We start from the raw sequence: 16,024 nt of genomic DNA, 5'->3' as shown, positions 1-16,024 counted from the left end.
TTGACTAAACTTAATTACAATGCTATGTCCGATAACGACTTGCTAAACTACGTCAAACAACATCCCGAAGAGCGTGAAGCTTTTTACACATACATTGATAAAAAACGTGCTGCTAACCCCAATCCAAAACCCATGTCAATAGAAGAAGCCGAAGCTGAATTGCAACGGCGAGTTAGTCAGCATCAAGCTAGCTAGTTTCTTGCTATTTTAGCTTCGTGCTCTTTGTGTCTTTGTGGTTAAAAAATTTTTTTGAACCGCAAAGACACAAAGGAAACGAAGAAAAGACTTAGTTTTTAGTCATTACTTTGACATGGCTAGGTATTGGCCTATCTACGTGTATTTCAAAAAATCAAATATAATTACCATATATTACGACTCTCTCTCCCAATCCCCAATCCAAAATCCAAAATCTAAAATCTAAAATCACAAAAATGCCAGTCAAAATCGAACTATTAAATCGCTACCAACTGCGGCTCAAAGACGACGATCTTCTACTGCTACCAGTCGTTGAAATTAAACCAACTGACAACTTCAACTTACCCCACATTTCCAGAATTGATATCTCTGTCACTGGAACACCAGAAGATTTAGCACAACAGATACACTCAGCCTATAAAAGTGTTAATTTTAGTACAAGCAAACTCTTAAAACTCACAAGTCCACAAAGACTAAAGCAAATAGATTGCAGGTGGAATCGACCTTTATCAATGCGCGTCAACTGTATTCTATTGGTCACTGTGGAATATTTTGATTCTGATGAAGTCGGGAACCCAAACCTGTTCGCCACGAAAATTGCTGTATCTGAATGCAATATATGGACTAGCGCACCAGTCGGAGAGACAGAAACTAAAATTTCAGTCCCACCTACAACGCCACCACCTCCAGGACCCTTTTTTAAATCCGAACCAATACCAGAAATGCAAAAGTCAGAAATTTCCTATCCAGGTTGGTTTGCCATAGATTTTGGTACGTCTAATTCTACAATTACACTGTACGATCCTAAGGTGATTGTGACTCCAGATAGTTTTCCCAACGAGCAAGAAGCACGGTTGCGGGAACGAATGGCTTCATGGCTAAATCAACGCCCTGTAGATAATGTACCAGGTGTTAGTCGGGATGCATGGGAACAAGAATGGCAAAAGTTTCTAACCGAACTGAGCAAAGACTTGAAAGAAATCAATTCTGTCACTCGCCATAATTTGGGAGATCGACTTTTTCGGGGTGTGAACAATATTGATTTGTTAGAAACTATCCGACAAATTGAAATTTGTTTGAGCAAACGTCTGAGTTGGTTTCGTCGTTCAGCCAGCAAAAGGTTGAATCAAATCTATCATGAGGTTTTCCGCGTACCTCCGTTAGAATGGCAAAGCTTAATATCAGTAGAATTAGATAAAGATCGCCGTCTGAATGAAATTTCTAGTGAGTTAGAAGTTTCTCATTTGGAACCATCCCCACAAAAAAACGATCGCGCAAAAGTTAAAGTGGTTTTGGGAGAACAAGCAAAGCAGCACAGGCTGGATGCAATTAGAAATGGCGAGGAAATTGAAGGTAGATTCTTGCATTCTCCCAAACGTTACTTTGGACAAGAACGTTCTTTCCAAATTACACTGAATGGAAACTCTGAGAGCATTGAAGTTAACAAACTACTTCAAGCCGCTTATGCTCAACTTATAGAGTTAACTGAGAAGTACCGCCAACGTTATCCGGGTAGATGTTCGGAAGGAAAGTTCTACCGCGCCGTCGTGACCTATCCAACAATTGCTTCACCGTTTGTACGTCGTGAAATTGAAAATTTGGTGCGACAATTGGATATTGAAGATGTGCAGATGGCTTATGATGAAGCTATATCAGTCGCCCTCTTTTTTCTCTGGCGGGAATTTGGTGGCGATCTCAATGTGGGGATTGAGTCGTTTAAAACTCGTTGCCGTTACAATGGGGACAAATGGTGGCAAAATGTCCTGGTTTTAGATATTGGTGGTGGAACGACGGATCTTGCACTGATTCGCTTAACGCTAGAAGAAATTAACCCCTTTGAGCCAGGAGAAGATCGGGGTGATGGCGGAAGATATTACAAACTGACTCCTAAATTACTGGGTTCTTCCGGTCATTTACAATTGGGTGGGGAGTTGATTACTCTGCGGTTGTTTTTGTTGCTGAAAGCTGCGATCGCAGACTGTTTGCTAACGGCTGTTGTCCGAGAACGTCTGGACAAGGATGTTTTAAAAGTACAACCAGAAGAGTTAAGCGATTACTTCCTAGATAATGGCAAATATCTACCTGGTAGTTTATTAGCTTATGTTGATAAAGAAATTCGAGAAGGCGATGCTTACAAAGATGCATTAAACGCGGCGGAAAAAGTGATTCCTACTCGTTGGAAATATGCGTCATCCCGCGCACAAGCTTTTTACACTCTTTGGGAACAAGCAGAGAATGCCAAAATTACCCTCGGTCAAAAACGACCAAAAGATGCTCCCGAACCAGTGTTTGTCCTAGATGGGCAAAAAATCTTTGAGCTTTTGCAACAAAATGATATTCAGTTACCAAGTGAGGCGATCGATACCCTTAGTGTAACCCTGACAGTCAAGCAATTTGAAAGAGCGGTCTCTCCCGTCATTCGAGAAGCGATCGGAATTGCTCAAGGTTTAATCGAAAATGCCTTTGGGAGCAAGCTACCTGAGTCTCAAAATTCTCAAACCAATAAAGAGCAAGTCGATTGGTTTATTTTATCAGGAAAAACCTGCAATCTGGAATTAGTTAGTCGAGAACTTTATCGAGTTTTTAGTAAGTCAGATTATTTTGTTTGGAATGACGAGCGAGTCACTTTTGAACCAGAATATACAAAGCTTGCGACTTCTGCTGGAGCTTGTTTTGCTGAGAAAATTAGACAACTTGGTTTCTCTCCTAAAGATTCAAAAGAATTGTTGCGTAGAGGAGCAAACCAACTTTATATAGATGTAAAAAATTTATTTTACTTCCTACCGTGCTCCTTTAAAAGAGAAGTTATCGGAGGAAATTTAGATCCCATTTTTCAAGCAGGTCAAGAACTTTATCAACTCCAAAGTAACGACTCACTGGCAAGATTTCGTAGTAGTTGGCAAGGGATGCAATTAACGAATAATATTATTCGTCAGGATTTTGAGAATATCAAGCCTCAACTTTGGGGAAGTTACAATGGTGAGGCGCTGAGAAGAAAACTGGATATGAGTGAAGAAGATTTTAAAAACCTCATCAAAATTCAGTTTGAAATCAATCAAAAGCTTGATATTGATTTGCTACTTTGTCAGGGAAATCCACACTACTTAATTCCGATTAATATTCCTTGCTTGGATGCAGCAAAAGCGCTTTCCATATCAACAGTCATTTCTGATGAAGCTCAAGTGGTCTGTGATATTGCTGTGAACGTTGCTGAATCGGCAAATGCTTTAAAAACAGATGCTCATACTGTTATCTTTCAAGCTCAGAAAGACTACAGTAACGAGCTAAGAGTTTTTCGATATGATGATGGGGATGTACAGCCACAAGGAAAGGGATTAATTACTGAATTACCTGCATTTCCCGCCAGTGGAAAACATACTTTTTATTTTCAATTTCACAATCCACAATCTAATAAATGGGAACTCATTGGTCAATTACCAGAACCAGAAGTGAAAAGCGAATATCCCTGTCGATATTACGTTTCTTTAAATGAAAAAGGTATTCTGAGAGTGCATGCATTTGAAGTTCCTTACCTAACTTCATCAGATCCAAATTGTCTTAAACAAGAAGGATATGTTTTTCGAGACACCCTCCAAGCCCAACCTAATGATGTGAGAGCAGAACGCGATCCCTTCTCTGGAGAACACTGAATTTTGGATTTTGGATTTTAGATTTTGGATTGATTTTAGATTTACTTGTTCCCAACCTACGCCTGGTCACTGGTTACTGGTCACTGAATAAGGACAAAACGGAGGAATTATGCAGCACCTCAGCAAGTTATTGGAAATTGAAAACTCAAATTTAGCTTGGGTACTGCGGTTGGGATTGCACGGACTGCGGACTCAATTACAGGAAGCATTAAAAATAGCAAAGACCGATCCAGGAAACAGTGTATGTGAGGAGTTGCTGAAGGAATTGGATATTCTTTTGGAACTGACAAATACACCGGAATTGACTCATGAAGAAACTACCACGCCTGCAAAGGATAATGCTTCGTGGGAAGACGTGTTGGAACCAGTTGCGCTTAACTTGAAACTCAGACCAATTTGTGAAGCTTTGCTGGTTGACCGAGAATTAATAAATTATATCGGTCAGTATGAATTTTACAGCACGAGTGACGCCGATTTATGGAACGAGGTGCAACATTTGCTACTGCGGGTTCCGGAGAAATTAGCTCAGACTTGGCGAGAGTATCTTGTAAAAGCGATAATTCAAGTTGGGGCTGTCGAGGACAAGGAATTCTACTCATCTTTACCCTTCACCCGTAATGAATGTATTTATCCCGGTTTGAGTGGAAAAGTCAAAGCTTCTGGATTATGGTTTTCGGATCGAGTTGCTTTTGATTCAAGACTTATGGTGGAAAGGAGTGGAGGAGAACTAGATTTTCTAGCAGGAGTTGTTTCTGCTTGTCTCAAATTTATTGAAAGCGATCCGTCTGTACATCATGCGCTGAAGAGTGTAGATAGATTTGGGATTCGGTCTTTGATCTCGGATTCAGAAAAGTCTAAGTACATCACTTCACTGATAGATCGTTTTCGACGCGTCCAAGCAACGGCTGACAGTACCCCAGCTGTGGCATTGCGTGCAAGACTGGATTTAGATGAAGCAATCCACTCATTAGTTTACTTGCCCTGTGGCGATCGCTTCTCTTGGTGGGGTAAACTGCAACAAGAAACACGGCGCACTCTTGACCAGGTAGTCGAAAAAGCACGCCAAGCCGGACATCAGATACAGATTCGCCCGTTGTGGGGAACCTACGCCGATGTTTTCAATTGGTCTAAAGACGATTTGCAACTCGATATTGGGGGTGTACCTGGGGAAGTCTCTGCTTGTTTGCGAGTTTACGCCAAGATTGATGATGAAGTGCTTCCAGGACGAGTACTTTTCCGGTCTTCTTAATTAGCGAATAGACTTTAAACTTTCTGCTTTCTGCACTAAGAAATCAGTAAAGATACTCATAATAGTACGCTGACGCAATTTGATATTGGCACTAATTGACATACCCGATTGTAGCGACAAAGAGCGATCGCTAATCGATACTGCTTGCTTATCCAAACGCACTTTTGCTGGAAAACGATAGAAAGGATGAACTCGATCCGGAGGCAAAGCATCAGAACCAATCCAAATCAGTTCTCCTTTAATATCACCAAATTCCTGGAAAGGAAAAGAATCAATTCTAACATCTACTTTCTGTCCCTGTCTCACAAAGCCAATATCGCGGTTGGTGATATAAACTTTAGCAACTAAGTCTTCATTAGGAACTATTTTCACAATTGGCTCAGTCGTATTCACAACAAATCCAGAATTTGAAGGTTGCATCTCAAAAATAGTTCCATCTACAGGAGCGCTAATTTTTTGATACTTCAGAGTTTCTTGTGCTTGACTGATTTGGCTGTCAATTTCGTTGATTTTCTTTTGGTTCTCCAAAATGATTTTAGTCAGTTGACTATCGATTTCAGCAATACTTCTTTCATTGACTGTCATGCGAGAAAGTAAATCCTCTTTAGAAAGCGCTTCAGTATTGCGGAGTTTTTCATTGGATTGGGCGATCGCTAACTTTAATTGCATCTGTTCTTTTGTAAGACGAGCAACTTCTGCTTGAGATCTAACAACTTCCTGCTTTTGAGTCAAATACCTCGCTCGTGGAAAAGCACCCTCCTTCATGACTGTTTCCATATCTTTGAGAATTCTTTGACCAATTGTCAGCACATCTTTAGCACTGGTTAGCTCAAGCTGGTTTTGAGTCAATTTCTCAATTGTTTTCTCTTTTTCTAGCCGAATATCCGCTAGGCGAGAACTAAAATCTGATTCACGACTTTGCAAGCGCAACTTTTGGTCTGGAGTGAAGGAGACTCCCGCTATAGAACCATTTAATTGTGCGCGATAAACTTGATTTTCAGCAGCGATCGCTTCCCGACTCTGAGTTAAAGAAGCAATTTCCGGACGAATGTTAAGTGTTGCTCCTAGTTTCTGGTTTGGTGAAACATTCCCTGCTAAATGACGGCGATAAAAATCATTTTCCTGCACTAAAGCAGCACGATTTTTTTGCAATGATACCAACTGTGCTTTAGCTGTTGTTTGTTCGAGAGTCACTAGGATATCACCTTTTTTAACTCGCTCACCATCTTTAACATGAATGACCTTAACAACACCACCTACAGGTGCTTTAACATCGGTCACTGCACCTTGGGGTTGTAGCTTACCAGTTGCGGGAATTGCTTCATCAATTTTAAAGATTGATGCCCAAATAATAGTAAAAGCGGTCATACCAATAATTGCCCAAGCAATTGTCCGCGACCAGGTTGAGGATTGTTCTAATATAACAGGTTGATCGAATTTGTATTCAGTGTTCATAATACTAAATTTTTTCTTGTTGTTGATACAAGCAGTAGTAGTAACCTTTGAGAGACATTAATTCTTCATGGGTTCCTTGTTCTACGATCGCGCCTTTATCCATCATCAAAATGACATCGGCGTTGCGGATAGTGGTGAGTCTGTGAGTGATGAAGAATACTGTTTTGTCTTTGAATGCTTCTGCTAAGTTGCGGCACACTTGTGCTTCTGCATTGTAGTCTAAAGCACTTGTGGCTTCGTCTAAAATCAGTAATTGCGGATTTTGTAAGACAGTGCGGGCGATCGCAACTCGCTGTCTTTGTCCACCAGATAAACCCGAACCCCGTTCGCCGACTTGGGTATTGTAGCCATTGGGCAATGACATGATAAAGTCGTGGGCATAAGCCACTTTGGCAGCTGCAATAATCTCTTCATCGCTAGCATCAGGATACCCCAGGGCAATGTTTTCGCGAATTGTCCCATCGAACAGTAAAGTATCTTGTAATACAACTCCAATTTGACGGCGGAGGGAGTAAAGCTCTACTTTGCTGATATCGTAACCATCAATCAAGATTTTTCCAGATGCTGGCTCGTAAAGTCTGGGTAATAATTTCAACATAGTACTTTTCCCAGAACCACTTTGACCGACAACACCTATGAACGAACCGACAGGGAAATCGACACTGATGTTGCACAGTTGCATGGGGCTGTTAGGACGGAAGCTAAAGGAAACATTATGGTAGCGAATATGACCTTCAATTGCAGGCATGAGGATATTTTGATGTTCTCCCTGTTCTTCTTCTTGGGGTGTATCGAGAATATCGCTCAAACGTTGTAAGGATAAAGCCGTTTCTTGGAAATTTTGCCATAGTTGGACTAAGCGCAGTAGGGGACTGGTGACGTAACCAGAAATAATGCGGAAAGCGATGAGTTGTCCTAAAGTGAGTTGTCCGTTGAGAACGAGATAAGCTCCTACCCACAAAACCAACAAAGTAGAGAGTTTGTTGAGGAAGTTGCTGAGAGATCCAGCAGTTGTTTGGGTAGAAATCGTCTTAAACCCAGCGCTAACATAGCGGGCGTAGCGTTCTTGCCATTGCCACCGGGAACGTAATTCCAAATTTTGTGCTTTGACTGTTTGCATTCCCGCCATCACTTCTACTAAATAGGAGTGAGTTTCGGCGTTGCGTTCGGCTTTTTCATGCAATTGTCGCCGCATAATTGGTGATACTAACAAGTTCAATAGCGCAAATAGCGGTACTGTCGCTAAAGCCACCAAAGTCAGCACCCAACTATAAATTGCCATCACAAAGATGTAAATCACGGAAAAGACTGCATCCATGACCACTGTTAAAGCCGTACCTGTGAGAAAAGAACGGATGTGTTCGAGTTCATTAATCCGCGTTGCTAGTTCGCCAACGGGACGGCGATCGAAATAAGATAATGGCAAGCGCAGCAGGTGATTGATGACTTCTGAACCTAACGAAAGGTCTATGCGGTTTGTGGTGTCTACAAATAAATGGGTGCGAACATTAGAAAGTATGGCTTCTACGATTGAGACGACTATTAAAAAGATGCCGAAAACTTCTAGGGTAGCGGGGCTATTGCCTACAATCACTTTATCGATAACGACTTGTGTTGCAAGGGGATTCACCAAGCCAAAAATCTGTACCACTATCGAAGCAATCAAGACTTCAATCAAGACTTTTCGATAGCGTCGTAGTGAGGGAATAAACCAAGAAAGACCAAATCGGGATTTAGGTGTGTGTTTTGTGGGTTGCAGCAGTAAAACTTCCCCTTCCGTACCCCACGTTTCAGCAAAGTCTCGTGACTTGCGCCGCACGAGTCCCATTTCGGGAACAGCAATGAGTAACTCCTGGGGACTGGTTTTGTAGATAACTGCAAAAGTATCTTGCCAAGAAATCATGACAGGAGGTTGCAATCGGCTGACAGCAGATGCAGGAATTTTGACTATCTGGGTTGTCAACCCCATCAACTCTGCGACTGCACCGCAAAATTGCAGGGATAGACCACCAGCGTTTTCTTGTTGTTTGGTCACAACTCGCCGCAGCATATCTCGCCGGAAGGGCGTATTAAAATACTGGCTCAACATCTGAAAGCAAGCTAGGGTTGCATCAATTGGACCTCTAGCCCGAATATAGGGATATTTTTCTCTTTGCGATCGCTTGGCTGTAGCGGGTTTAGCAACGATTTCTGCAGCGTAGGGAATATCCGATTGCCAGGAATCTGCTTCTGTAGGTGCGATCGCCGGAATGATGGATGCTGGTAGCAAATACTCTGGTATACCAATCAAACGCAGGCTTCCATGAAGAAGGAGTTTTGTGTTAGCGTTTAAGTCTATATGACTGCCTACTGGAAATGCCGCATGAGAACTACCACTGACTAGCCACAGATGGTTTTCTCTATTTCTATGAGTTAAGACGGAGCGTCGTGTAGGGAATGTTTGCACAACGGCTGTTTCCCAAGCAGTTCGTGTCAGTTTGAGTAAATCGGTGTTACCATCAGCCCGTCGATTGAGTTCTTCTCCTAATAATTCATATAGTTCTATTAGGGAGACTCGATTTTGCAATGCTTCAGCAAAGGCTGATTCTTGCTTCATTAAAGAGAGAAAATCGGTAGCAGGTAAATTCAAACAAAGCACTTCTGTAGATGCGATCGCAGTTTCACAAGCCACATCCCGTACATGACTTACCCAACCTATAACTTCTCCCGGTTGCAGCAACATCAGAGTGTCGGGTTTGTCTGACCGGGGATCGTATCCTAAAAGACGAGCTTGTCCTTGACAAATAATGCTAATTTGTTCGGGTATGACTTCCCGCGTTGTGATGGTTTGACCCATTCGATAGCGCAAAAATTGTACTTTTTTATATAAATTTTCTAAGGTCTTTTCTGATAAATGTAAAAAAGGAAACGTACCAGTTAAGAATTCTTTAATATCAACAGAAGTATTTGTTATCATATGCTGCACCAAATTTTTATCATCTTTTCCTATGCGGCGTTAGTGGATTTCTCTTGTGAGTGTTTGCGTGTCACGATCATCCAAGCTTTATCTGCATCTGATAATTGGTGAATTTGTTCTTGCAACCAACCTTCAAATAATTCTTTCAACAGACGTTGTTGCATGAATTTATCCAGCTGTGCGGGAAGAAATTTTTCTAAGCGTAGAATAACAAAAAATTCACCAAAAGGCATGGGACGCCAGATTTGTCTGGGTTGACTGACTTGAAGTTGCTTTGCCAAACCGGGGTGCAACGATCCAAGATCGACTGGTCCAACGATTCCACTTTTGTCTGCTTCTGGTCCCGCAGAATATTCCCGCGCAACTTCGGCAAAGGTTTGCTCCCCAGCTAGGATGCGAAAATACAGTTCATTAGCAATACCGAATTCTGGCGTGCGAATCAAAGAGTATATAACTCGATCTAGGTGTGGTTTGCGATGCAGAAAGTAAGATTCTAGTTTGTTTCCCCAGGTCGCTTGCTGAAATTTTTCTATTCTTAACTTGCGAGTTATAAGGGCTTGAAATTGATTGTGGTTGAGGTTGTAATGTTTCAGCCATGCTTCATGTTCGGTAGGATTACTAATTTGATGTTGTTTGAAAAATTGCTGGCTAGCTGTAGCGATTTCTTCTCTCGTGCAAGTTATTTGTGCGATCGCTCTGTCTATGATGATTTCTCGTAACAGTTGTGGCACCATGTTGTACTGTGCGAGCAAAGTTATGAGTTCTTCGCTAGCGATCGTGCGATCGGCAATCTCTATCTCATAAGCCATAACCTGCAAAACTCCTTAACTGTTTGTGATTAATTGTTAACAAGCAACTACGTAGTATTTATTGAAAAAATGCACAAAATAACTCAAACTTTGTCAAAAAATTACAATTTAATGCAGATAGTACTCAGGTTTTTAAAGTCAGTAATGTGTTATATTCTTTTGTATATCAGCTCCTCTTGAGAAAGGTGTGAGTTGATGTGTACTAAGGTAAGTTCTGGTTCTGTCAGAGGTTTTCCTCTGATATGAACCTTCCTGTGGAAGTCAAACTTGAATTAAACTGTCATATTATTCATCGGCATTGTTAGGTGACATTACGCAAGAACTTGAAGAAGTTTACATTTGTTAATTAAGATTTTTTGAGCATATCTGAAAAAATGGCCCTCATCCCCAACCCTTCTCCCAAGGGGAGAAGGGAGAAGAAATTCAACCCCTCTCTCTTTGGGAAAGGGAGAGGAAAAAACTGGCTAAGAATTATTCCTGAATGCAACAACTCCTAAAAAATCATACAGACATGGCAAAAAGGAATGCGATGCGAGCGCACCCTTTTTCCTTAGGGACTTCTAAATAAAAAAGTCTTAAAATATCTCTTGTAGTACTAAAGTCTCTCCGTCACTAGTAGACATCTCCGGAAAAGATGTAGGGGCGCAATGCCTTGCGCCCCTACTAAGACTTCGGGTAATGCATATTTAATTTTTGGAGATGTCTAGTATAGAACGGGCGTCCCCGCCCGTGCCACAAGTAGTGGTAATTTATTTCTTGGAAATCCCTTAGGGCAGATAAATAAATTGGTTCAAACCACCCTTGGATCATACAGTTCCGGAAACCCCTGTCTCATTAATTTGAAAGAAAAATAATGGTACAGTACCGGGGTGCTTCTGACGAGCGGTTTGCATAACTACTTCTTCCTCTCGGTCAATAAAGTAGTCACCACTATTCGGTTCAACAACCATATACCAGCCGTAGTGGGTCTGGATATAATTAGATTTCACGAGGTCAAAAATAACCTTACAACGACGATGAAATTCCTCGTCTTCAGCTTTAAGTTTGGCTTTCTCTTCAGCAGTCCACTGGATTTCGGGGAAAATTCTTCCTCGACGTGCTGTACGAATAGATTTAGCAGAAGTTATAATCATACGCCTTCAAACAATATCAATAATATATAGCAATCCTAAACTATGCATACAAAATTTTCAGTACATTATTACTGTAGTGGTGGGCATTGCCCAACGCCACTCCTGTCAAAGCGTAGAAAGACGCGCACGAGGGTGGTTTCCTTATATGTATTTCGCAAATCAAATAGGATTGCTATATGTAAGGTTATTGACGTAAAATTTAAAGTGGAAGCAATTCCATCTGAATGGATGCCATGACTGTTGCAAAATCAAAGCGATTCACAATTGACGAATACCATCGGCTCATTGAACTTGGATTTCTGACTGAAGGAGATAGGGTCGAGCTGATTCAAGGAGAACTCATTTCAATGACTGCAAAAGGAACACCTCATACAGTTTGTGCTTCCATTCTTTGTCGTCAACTAGATCGGCTTTTGGGTGACCGAGCAGTCATTCGCGGACAAGATCCCATAACTCTACCCAATCAAAGCGAGCCTGAACCGGATGTTGTCATTGCACGAGGAACAGATGAAGATTATCTCGCACATCATCCCTATCCCGAAGATATTTTATTAGCGATCGAAATTTCTGACAAAACTTTAGATTACGACCAAACAACAAAGCTGTCGTTGTATGCCGAAGCAGGTGTTTCTAACTACTGGATCGTAAATTTGCAGGAACGTCAACTTGAGTGTTACAGTCAACCATACCAAAATATTCAGCAAAAGTTCGGCTATCTCAACAAGCAGATTGTTTTATCTCACCAGGAAATTCCAATACCTGGATTTGAAGATACTCTATTAAACTTGAACCGGATTTTTCCATAAGGCGCGATCGCCCGCCACAAAGACAGGACGGGCGAGGACGCCACAAAGACAGGACGGGCGAGGACGCCACAAAGATAGGACGGGCGAGGACGCCACAAAGACAGGACGGGCGAGGACGCCACAAAGACAGGACGGGCGAGGACGCCACAAAGACAGGACGGGCGAGGACGCCCATCCCACAAGATGGATAACTTATTCTTGGAAATCCCTTATTGGTTAATCTCCTAAATAAATACCCAAACCGCGAGCAGTTTTTACTAAGGTATCCTCTGGGTTGACAGCTCTATACTGAGCGATCGCAAGAGCAATTGGCACAGCGATCACCTGGCGATTTTGCCATGTCACCATGTAGTCATATTTATCTTCAGCAATGAGATTGACTGCTGCTACACCAAAAGCAGCTGCTACGAGTCGATCCAGTGGTGAAGCCGTTCCTCCCCGTTGAATGTGTCCTAAAACTGTGACTCGGGTTTCTGCATTAATGCGATCGCTAATTCCATCGGCTAAGTACTGACCAATACCGCCGTATCGAGATTGACCCAAACGATTTGTCATTGTGACAGTTTCACCCTCAGCTGTACGAACTGCCTCGGAAACAATAATTAAACAGTAGTTTTTGCCTTTGTCTTGGCGCTGTTTAATTTTGTTGCAAATGTGGTCAATAGTGTAGGGAATTTCTGGAATTAAAATAACATCTGCTCCTCCAGCAATTCCCGCAGCAATGGCAATGTGTCCCGCATCACGACCCATCACTTCTAAAATCATGACTCGACTGTGAGACGCAGCAGTAAAATGTAATCTATCGAGTGCTTCTGTAGCAATATTAACTGCCGTATCAAAACCGATCGCATGTTCGGTAATCCCAATATCATTATCAATTGTTTTGGGAATACCCACTAAATTAATACCCCCTTGTTGTGCTAAGCGACGGAGAATAGCCAAGCTACCATCACCGCCAATTCCAATCAAAGCGTCTAAACCCAGTCGATGGTAACCTGCAATAATTTCTTCTGAGCGATCGCACACACTGCCATCAGGCATAGGAAAAGCAAAAGGATCGCCTGTGTTGGTGGTTCCTAACATTGTCCCACCAGAAGTTAACAGGGGGTCAACTAAGTCAATTTCCAGTTTTGTGAATTGCTCGGGACGCGCCATCAATCCCAGAGTTGCTTGACGAATTCCCAGTACTTCCCAACCTTTTCCACAAGCACAATGGACGACAGATCTTATGACCGCATTCAAACCCGAGCAATCTCCTCCACTCGTAAGAATGCCAATACGCTTGCATTTTCCCATATATTTTTTTACATTTCCAACGTGAAATATATTTAGTAGTACAATAAAAGGCTAGCAGCGTTCAATAGCTAAAAATTTCAGAGTCATTTTACTATACTTTAGTTTTTTACAAAGAGCGCGAGCGCTTTCATTTGAAGATTGATTTTACAGGAATAAAAGAGTCGTTTAAGAGCACTATATTAGTGAGGTTGTTTCCACTTTGACATTAGCTGATACAGGAAATAGTCCAATTCTGTTGTATCCTGTCAAAACAGACCTTTTCACACTGCCATTGTTCAGAGTACCCAACGAGCAAATTGTGTTTCTCTTTGCTATTTTACCTAAAATAGTGCAGCCTTACACGCACAGTAAGGTATGTCTTCCCGTATCAAGAGGTTCATCATGTTTATCGACTACATCACACTGATGCTAATCAATATGGTAGCTGGACTCTTTCTACTAGCTTACTACGTGTATCAAGACCTCGATAGCATTAATCAGAGACGGTGGATTCCTGGCTTTGGGATGACTGGCGGCCTTGCCTTAGCAACTGGTTTGCATATGATCTGGACTTGGCCAGTCGCTGGTAGCTTCAACATTGCTTTTGGTGAGATGACAGTCCTATTCGGGATCTTATTCATTGGCGCTGCTGTAGCTTTAGCACAGGGTTGGGATCTGCTAACAGTGGCAATTTACGCTTTTTTCGCTGGCATCGCTGCTATTGTGGTTGGTTTACGCATTATGAACTTAAGTCTAACACGGCAGCCATTACTTTCAGGTATTGGCTTTATCCTTACCGGTCTAGGTGGTGTCTTTGCTGCACCGACTCTTTACTTGAAAACTAACCAAACATGGCGGCTGATTGGTGCAGTTGTACTGATAGTGGCGGCTCTGATCTGGGCATTTACTGGGTATCTGGCTTACTGGAATCATCTAGATACTTTCCAAAAGTGGGTTCCAACTCCCATGCGCTAAACTGACAAATCCGAGCCTCCCGTGTTATTTAGGTGTGTTGAGCAATCATTAGGCATGGGCTTGAACTGCCAGCAACTCCTGTTAACCTCCTGATAAATGTTTGTTAAACTCCATTCCCTATTCTTCACTCCCTACTCCCCATTCCCTATTCTCCTCTTTCAGTAAATATGTCATCATCTTTCCTTTGCCTTTAACAGGAATTAAACCCCGCTTTTCTAGCAAAAACTTATCTTTTAAGCGATCGTAACTGACTTCACAAACTTGAATGCAGTCCGCTATACCGTGAGACTCCATTCGACTCGCTGTATTAACCGTATCTCCCCAAAGGTCATAAGTAAACTTCTTCAAACCAATCACACCCGCCACCACAGGTCCCGTACTAATACCAATTCGGATGCGGAATGACGAATCTCTGTCTTTGTTATACTGTTGTATGGCACGTTGCATATCCAATGCCATCCTAGCCATTGCGATCGCATGGTCGCTACGTGGAATGGGTAATCCAGCGACAGCCATGTAAGCATCACCAATTGTTTTAATTTTTTCTACTCCATGCAGTTCTGCTAATTTATCAAATTTGGAAAAAATTTCGTTGAGTAACTCGACTAATTTTGTTGGAGATGTACTAGTTGAAAGCTCTGTAAAGCCAACAATATCTGCAAACAAGACTGTCACTTCATGAAAATTATCGGCGATTGTAGTTCGCTGGTGCTTCAATTTGGTTGCGATCGTTTCTGGCAAAATATTGAGTAATAACTTTTCTGACTTATCCTGAGCAACTTCTAAATCTTTGCGAGTGTGAAATTCTTCCTTTCGTAACTTATCGTAAAAATAGACAGACAAATTACAAATTACACAAGTCCAAAATAAATACAGTCCTTGTTCAAGATAATAGGGAAATGGATACTTTAAACTAGGCTGAAACAGCCCGTACAAGCTCAAGTAACAAATTATAGTTCCTATTTGAGAAATCATATGGAGATGCCATACCACAGGAACGATTGTTGCTTGAGTGAGAAACATTAAATTCCAAATACCTATTCTTGGTTCAACAACATGGAAGAGTAAAGCAGTCCCAATTTGATTGATACAAGTTACAGACCAACTCAAAGTCAAAAAGATAAAGTGAGGATGACGGTGACCGAGTTGAGTTTTGGAGAAAAACCAACAAGTAGCTATGATTAGTTCTATAAAAATCCCAAGAGTGAGGGCGGACAACTTACCTGAGGGTTGTACGTTCAGCCATAAGAAAAATGCAATAACTGTTAAACCAACAATAAGCATAACCTCCGCTTGTAGCCGCAGTCGCTTGAGCGTAAAGCGATGGCGCTGGGCGTTGTAGGAGTCAAAAAGACTGGGAGGTCTTTTCCAATGTGATTTGATCTGGTTGATAAATGCATTAACTTGTGTTTTGTCTGAGCCGTTCCGATTTATCATACGGATAATTACGTTATTAATATTGAATGAAGGAACTCGGTACAAGAGACTGATAACAGGATGGTTCCCCAATCCCCAGTTTCT

At 41.7% G+C, this 16,024-nt stretch carries 12 protein-coding genes; 5 read left to right on the top strand and 7 right to left on the bottom strand.

Annotated elements, in window-relative coordinates; translation table 11 throughout:
• The 3 genes from WA1_RS55665 (at position 1) to WA1_RS32085 (ending at position 5,094) form a co-directional block, all read left to right on the top strand.
• Entirely contained in the window at positions 1 to 195 is a 195-nt protein-coding gene (locus WA1_RS55665) for a DUF6887 family protein (RefSeq protein WP_026134331.1), read from the top strand.
• Positions 196 to 431: 236 nt separating this feature from the next.
• Positions 432 to 3,845, top strand: a complete 3,414-nt coding sequence (locus WA1_RS32090; RefSeq protein WP_017740195.1) for a hypothetical protein — start codon at positions 432 to 434, stop codon at positions 3,843 to 3,845.
• Between the two features lie 109 nt (positions 3,846 to 3,954).
• A complete protein-coding gene (locus WA1_RS32085) occupies positions 3,955 to 5,094 on the top strand; it encodes a hypothetical protein (RefSeq protein ID WP_017740196.1) in 1,140 nt (379 codons plus the stop codon).
• Here WA1_RS32085 and WA1_RS32080 read toward each other — a convergent pair whose 3' ends face one another.
• The 4 genes from WA1_RS32080 to WA1_RS32065 form a co-directional block, all read right to left on the bottom strand.
• On the bottom strand, positions 5,095 to 6,549 hold the full coding sequence (locus tag WA1_RS32080; RefSeq protein WP_017740197.1) for a beta-barrel domain-containing protein: 1,455 nt from the start codon (positions 6,547 to 6,549) through the stop codon (positions 5,095 to 5,097). It lies immediately after the preceding gene.
• Between the two features lie 4 nt (positions 6,550 to 6,553).
• Complete coding sequence (locus WA1_RS32075; protein ID WP_017740198.1) at positions 6,554 to 9,505, bottom strand: peptidase domain-containing ABC transporter; 2,952 nt, start codon at positions 9,503 to 9,505, stop codon at positions 6,554 to 6,556.
• Between the two features lie 29 nt (positions 9,506 to 9,534).
• Positions 9,535 to 10,314: a peptidylprolyl isomerase gene (locus WA1_RS32070; protein ID WP_017740199.1), complete on the bottom strand. Its 780-nt coding sequence runs from the start codon at positions 10,312 to 10,314 to the stop codon at positions 9,535 to 9,537.
• An 806-nt stretch (positions 10,315 to 11,120) separates the two neighbouring features.
• Positions 11,121 to 11,447, bottom strand: a complete 327-nt coding sequence (locus WA1_RS32065) for a hypothetical protein (protein WP_017740200.1) — start codon at positions 11,445 to 11,447, stop codon at positions 11,121 to 11,123.
• Between the two features lie 233 nt (positions 11,448 to 11,680).
• On the opposite strand from WA1_RS32065, the gene WA1_RS32060 reads away from it, so the two are divergent.
• Positions 11,681 to 12,253: a Uma2 family endonuclease gene (locus tag WA1_RS32060; protein WP_026134334.1), complete on the top strand. Its 573-nt coding sequence runs from the start codon at positions 11,681 to 11,683 to the stop codon at positions 12,251 to 12,253.
• Here WA1_RS32060 and WA1_RS55660 read toward each other — a convergent pair.
• Together WA1_RS55660 and WA1_RS32055 are read right to left on the bottom strand one after the other, a co-directional pair.
• Positions 12,227 to 12,433 (bottom strand): hypothetical protein, encoded by a 207-nt coding sequence (locus WA1_RS55660; protein WP_148662804.1) that lies wholly within the window; start codon positions 12,431 to 12,433, stop codon positions 12,227 to 12,229. The genes WA1_RS32060 and WA1_RS55660 overlap by 27 nt on opposite strands.
• 36 nt (positions 12,434 to 12,469) lie before the next feature.
• A complete protein-coding gene (locus WA1_RS32055) occupies positions 12,470 to 13,549 on the bottom strand; it encodes an ATP-dependent 6-phosphofructokinase (protein ID WP_017740202.1) in 1,080 nt (359 codons plus the stop codon).
• Positions 13,550 to 13,930: 381 nt separating this feature from the next.
• Between WA1_RS32055 and WA1_RS32050 the strand changes: the two genes are divergently transcribed.
• The gene (locus WA1_RS32050) at positions 13,931 to 14,503 is read left to right on the top strand and encodes a DUF981 family protein (RefSeq protein ID WP_017740203.1); all 573 of its coding nucleotides are present in this window, start codon (positions 13,931 to 13,933) and stop codon (positions 14,501 to 14,503) included.
• Between the two features lie 117 nt (positions 14,504 to 14,620).
• On the opposite strand, the gene WA1_RS32045 is transcribed toward WA1_RS32050, so the two are convergent.
• Positions 14,621 to 15,940, bottom strand: coding sequence for an adenylate/guanylate cyclase domain-containing protein (locus WA1_RS32045; protein WP_017740204.1), 1,320 nt, complete (start codon positions 15,938 to 15,940; stop codon positions 14,621 to 14,623).
• Positions 15,941 to 16,024: the final 84 nt, after the last annotated feature.

The sequence above is a fragment of the Scytonema hofmannii PCC 7110 genome, assembly GCF_000346485.2.
Lineage (GTDB): Bacteria > Cyanobacteriota > Cyanobacteriia > Cyanobacteriales > Nostocaceae > Scytonema > Scytonema hofmannii.
This window is presented reverse-complemented; position numbering and strand designations above follow the sequence as displayed.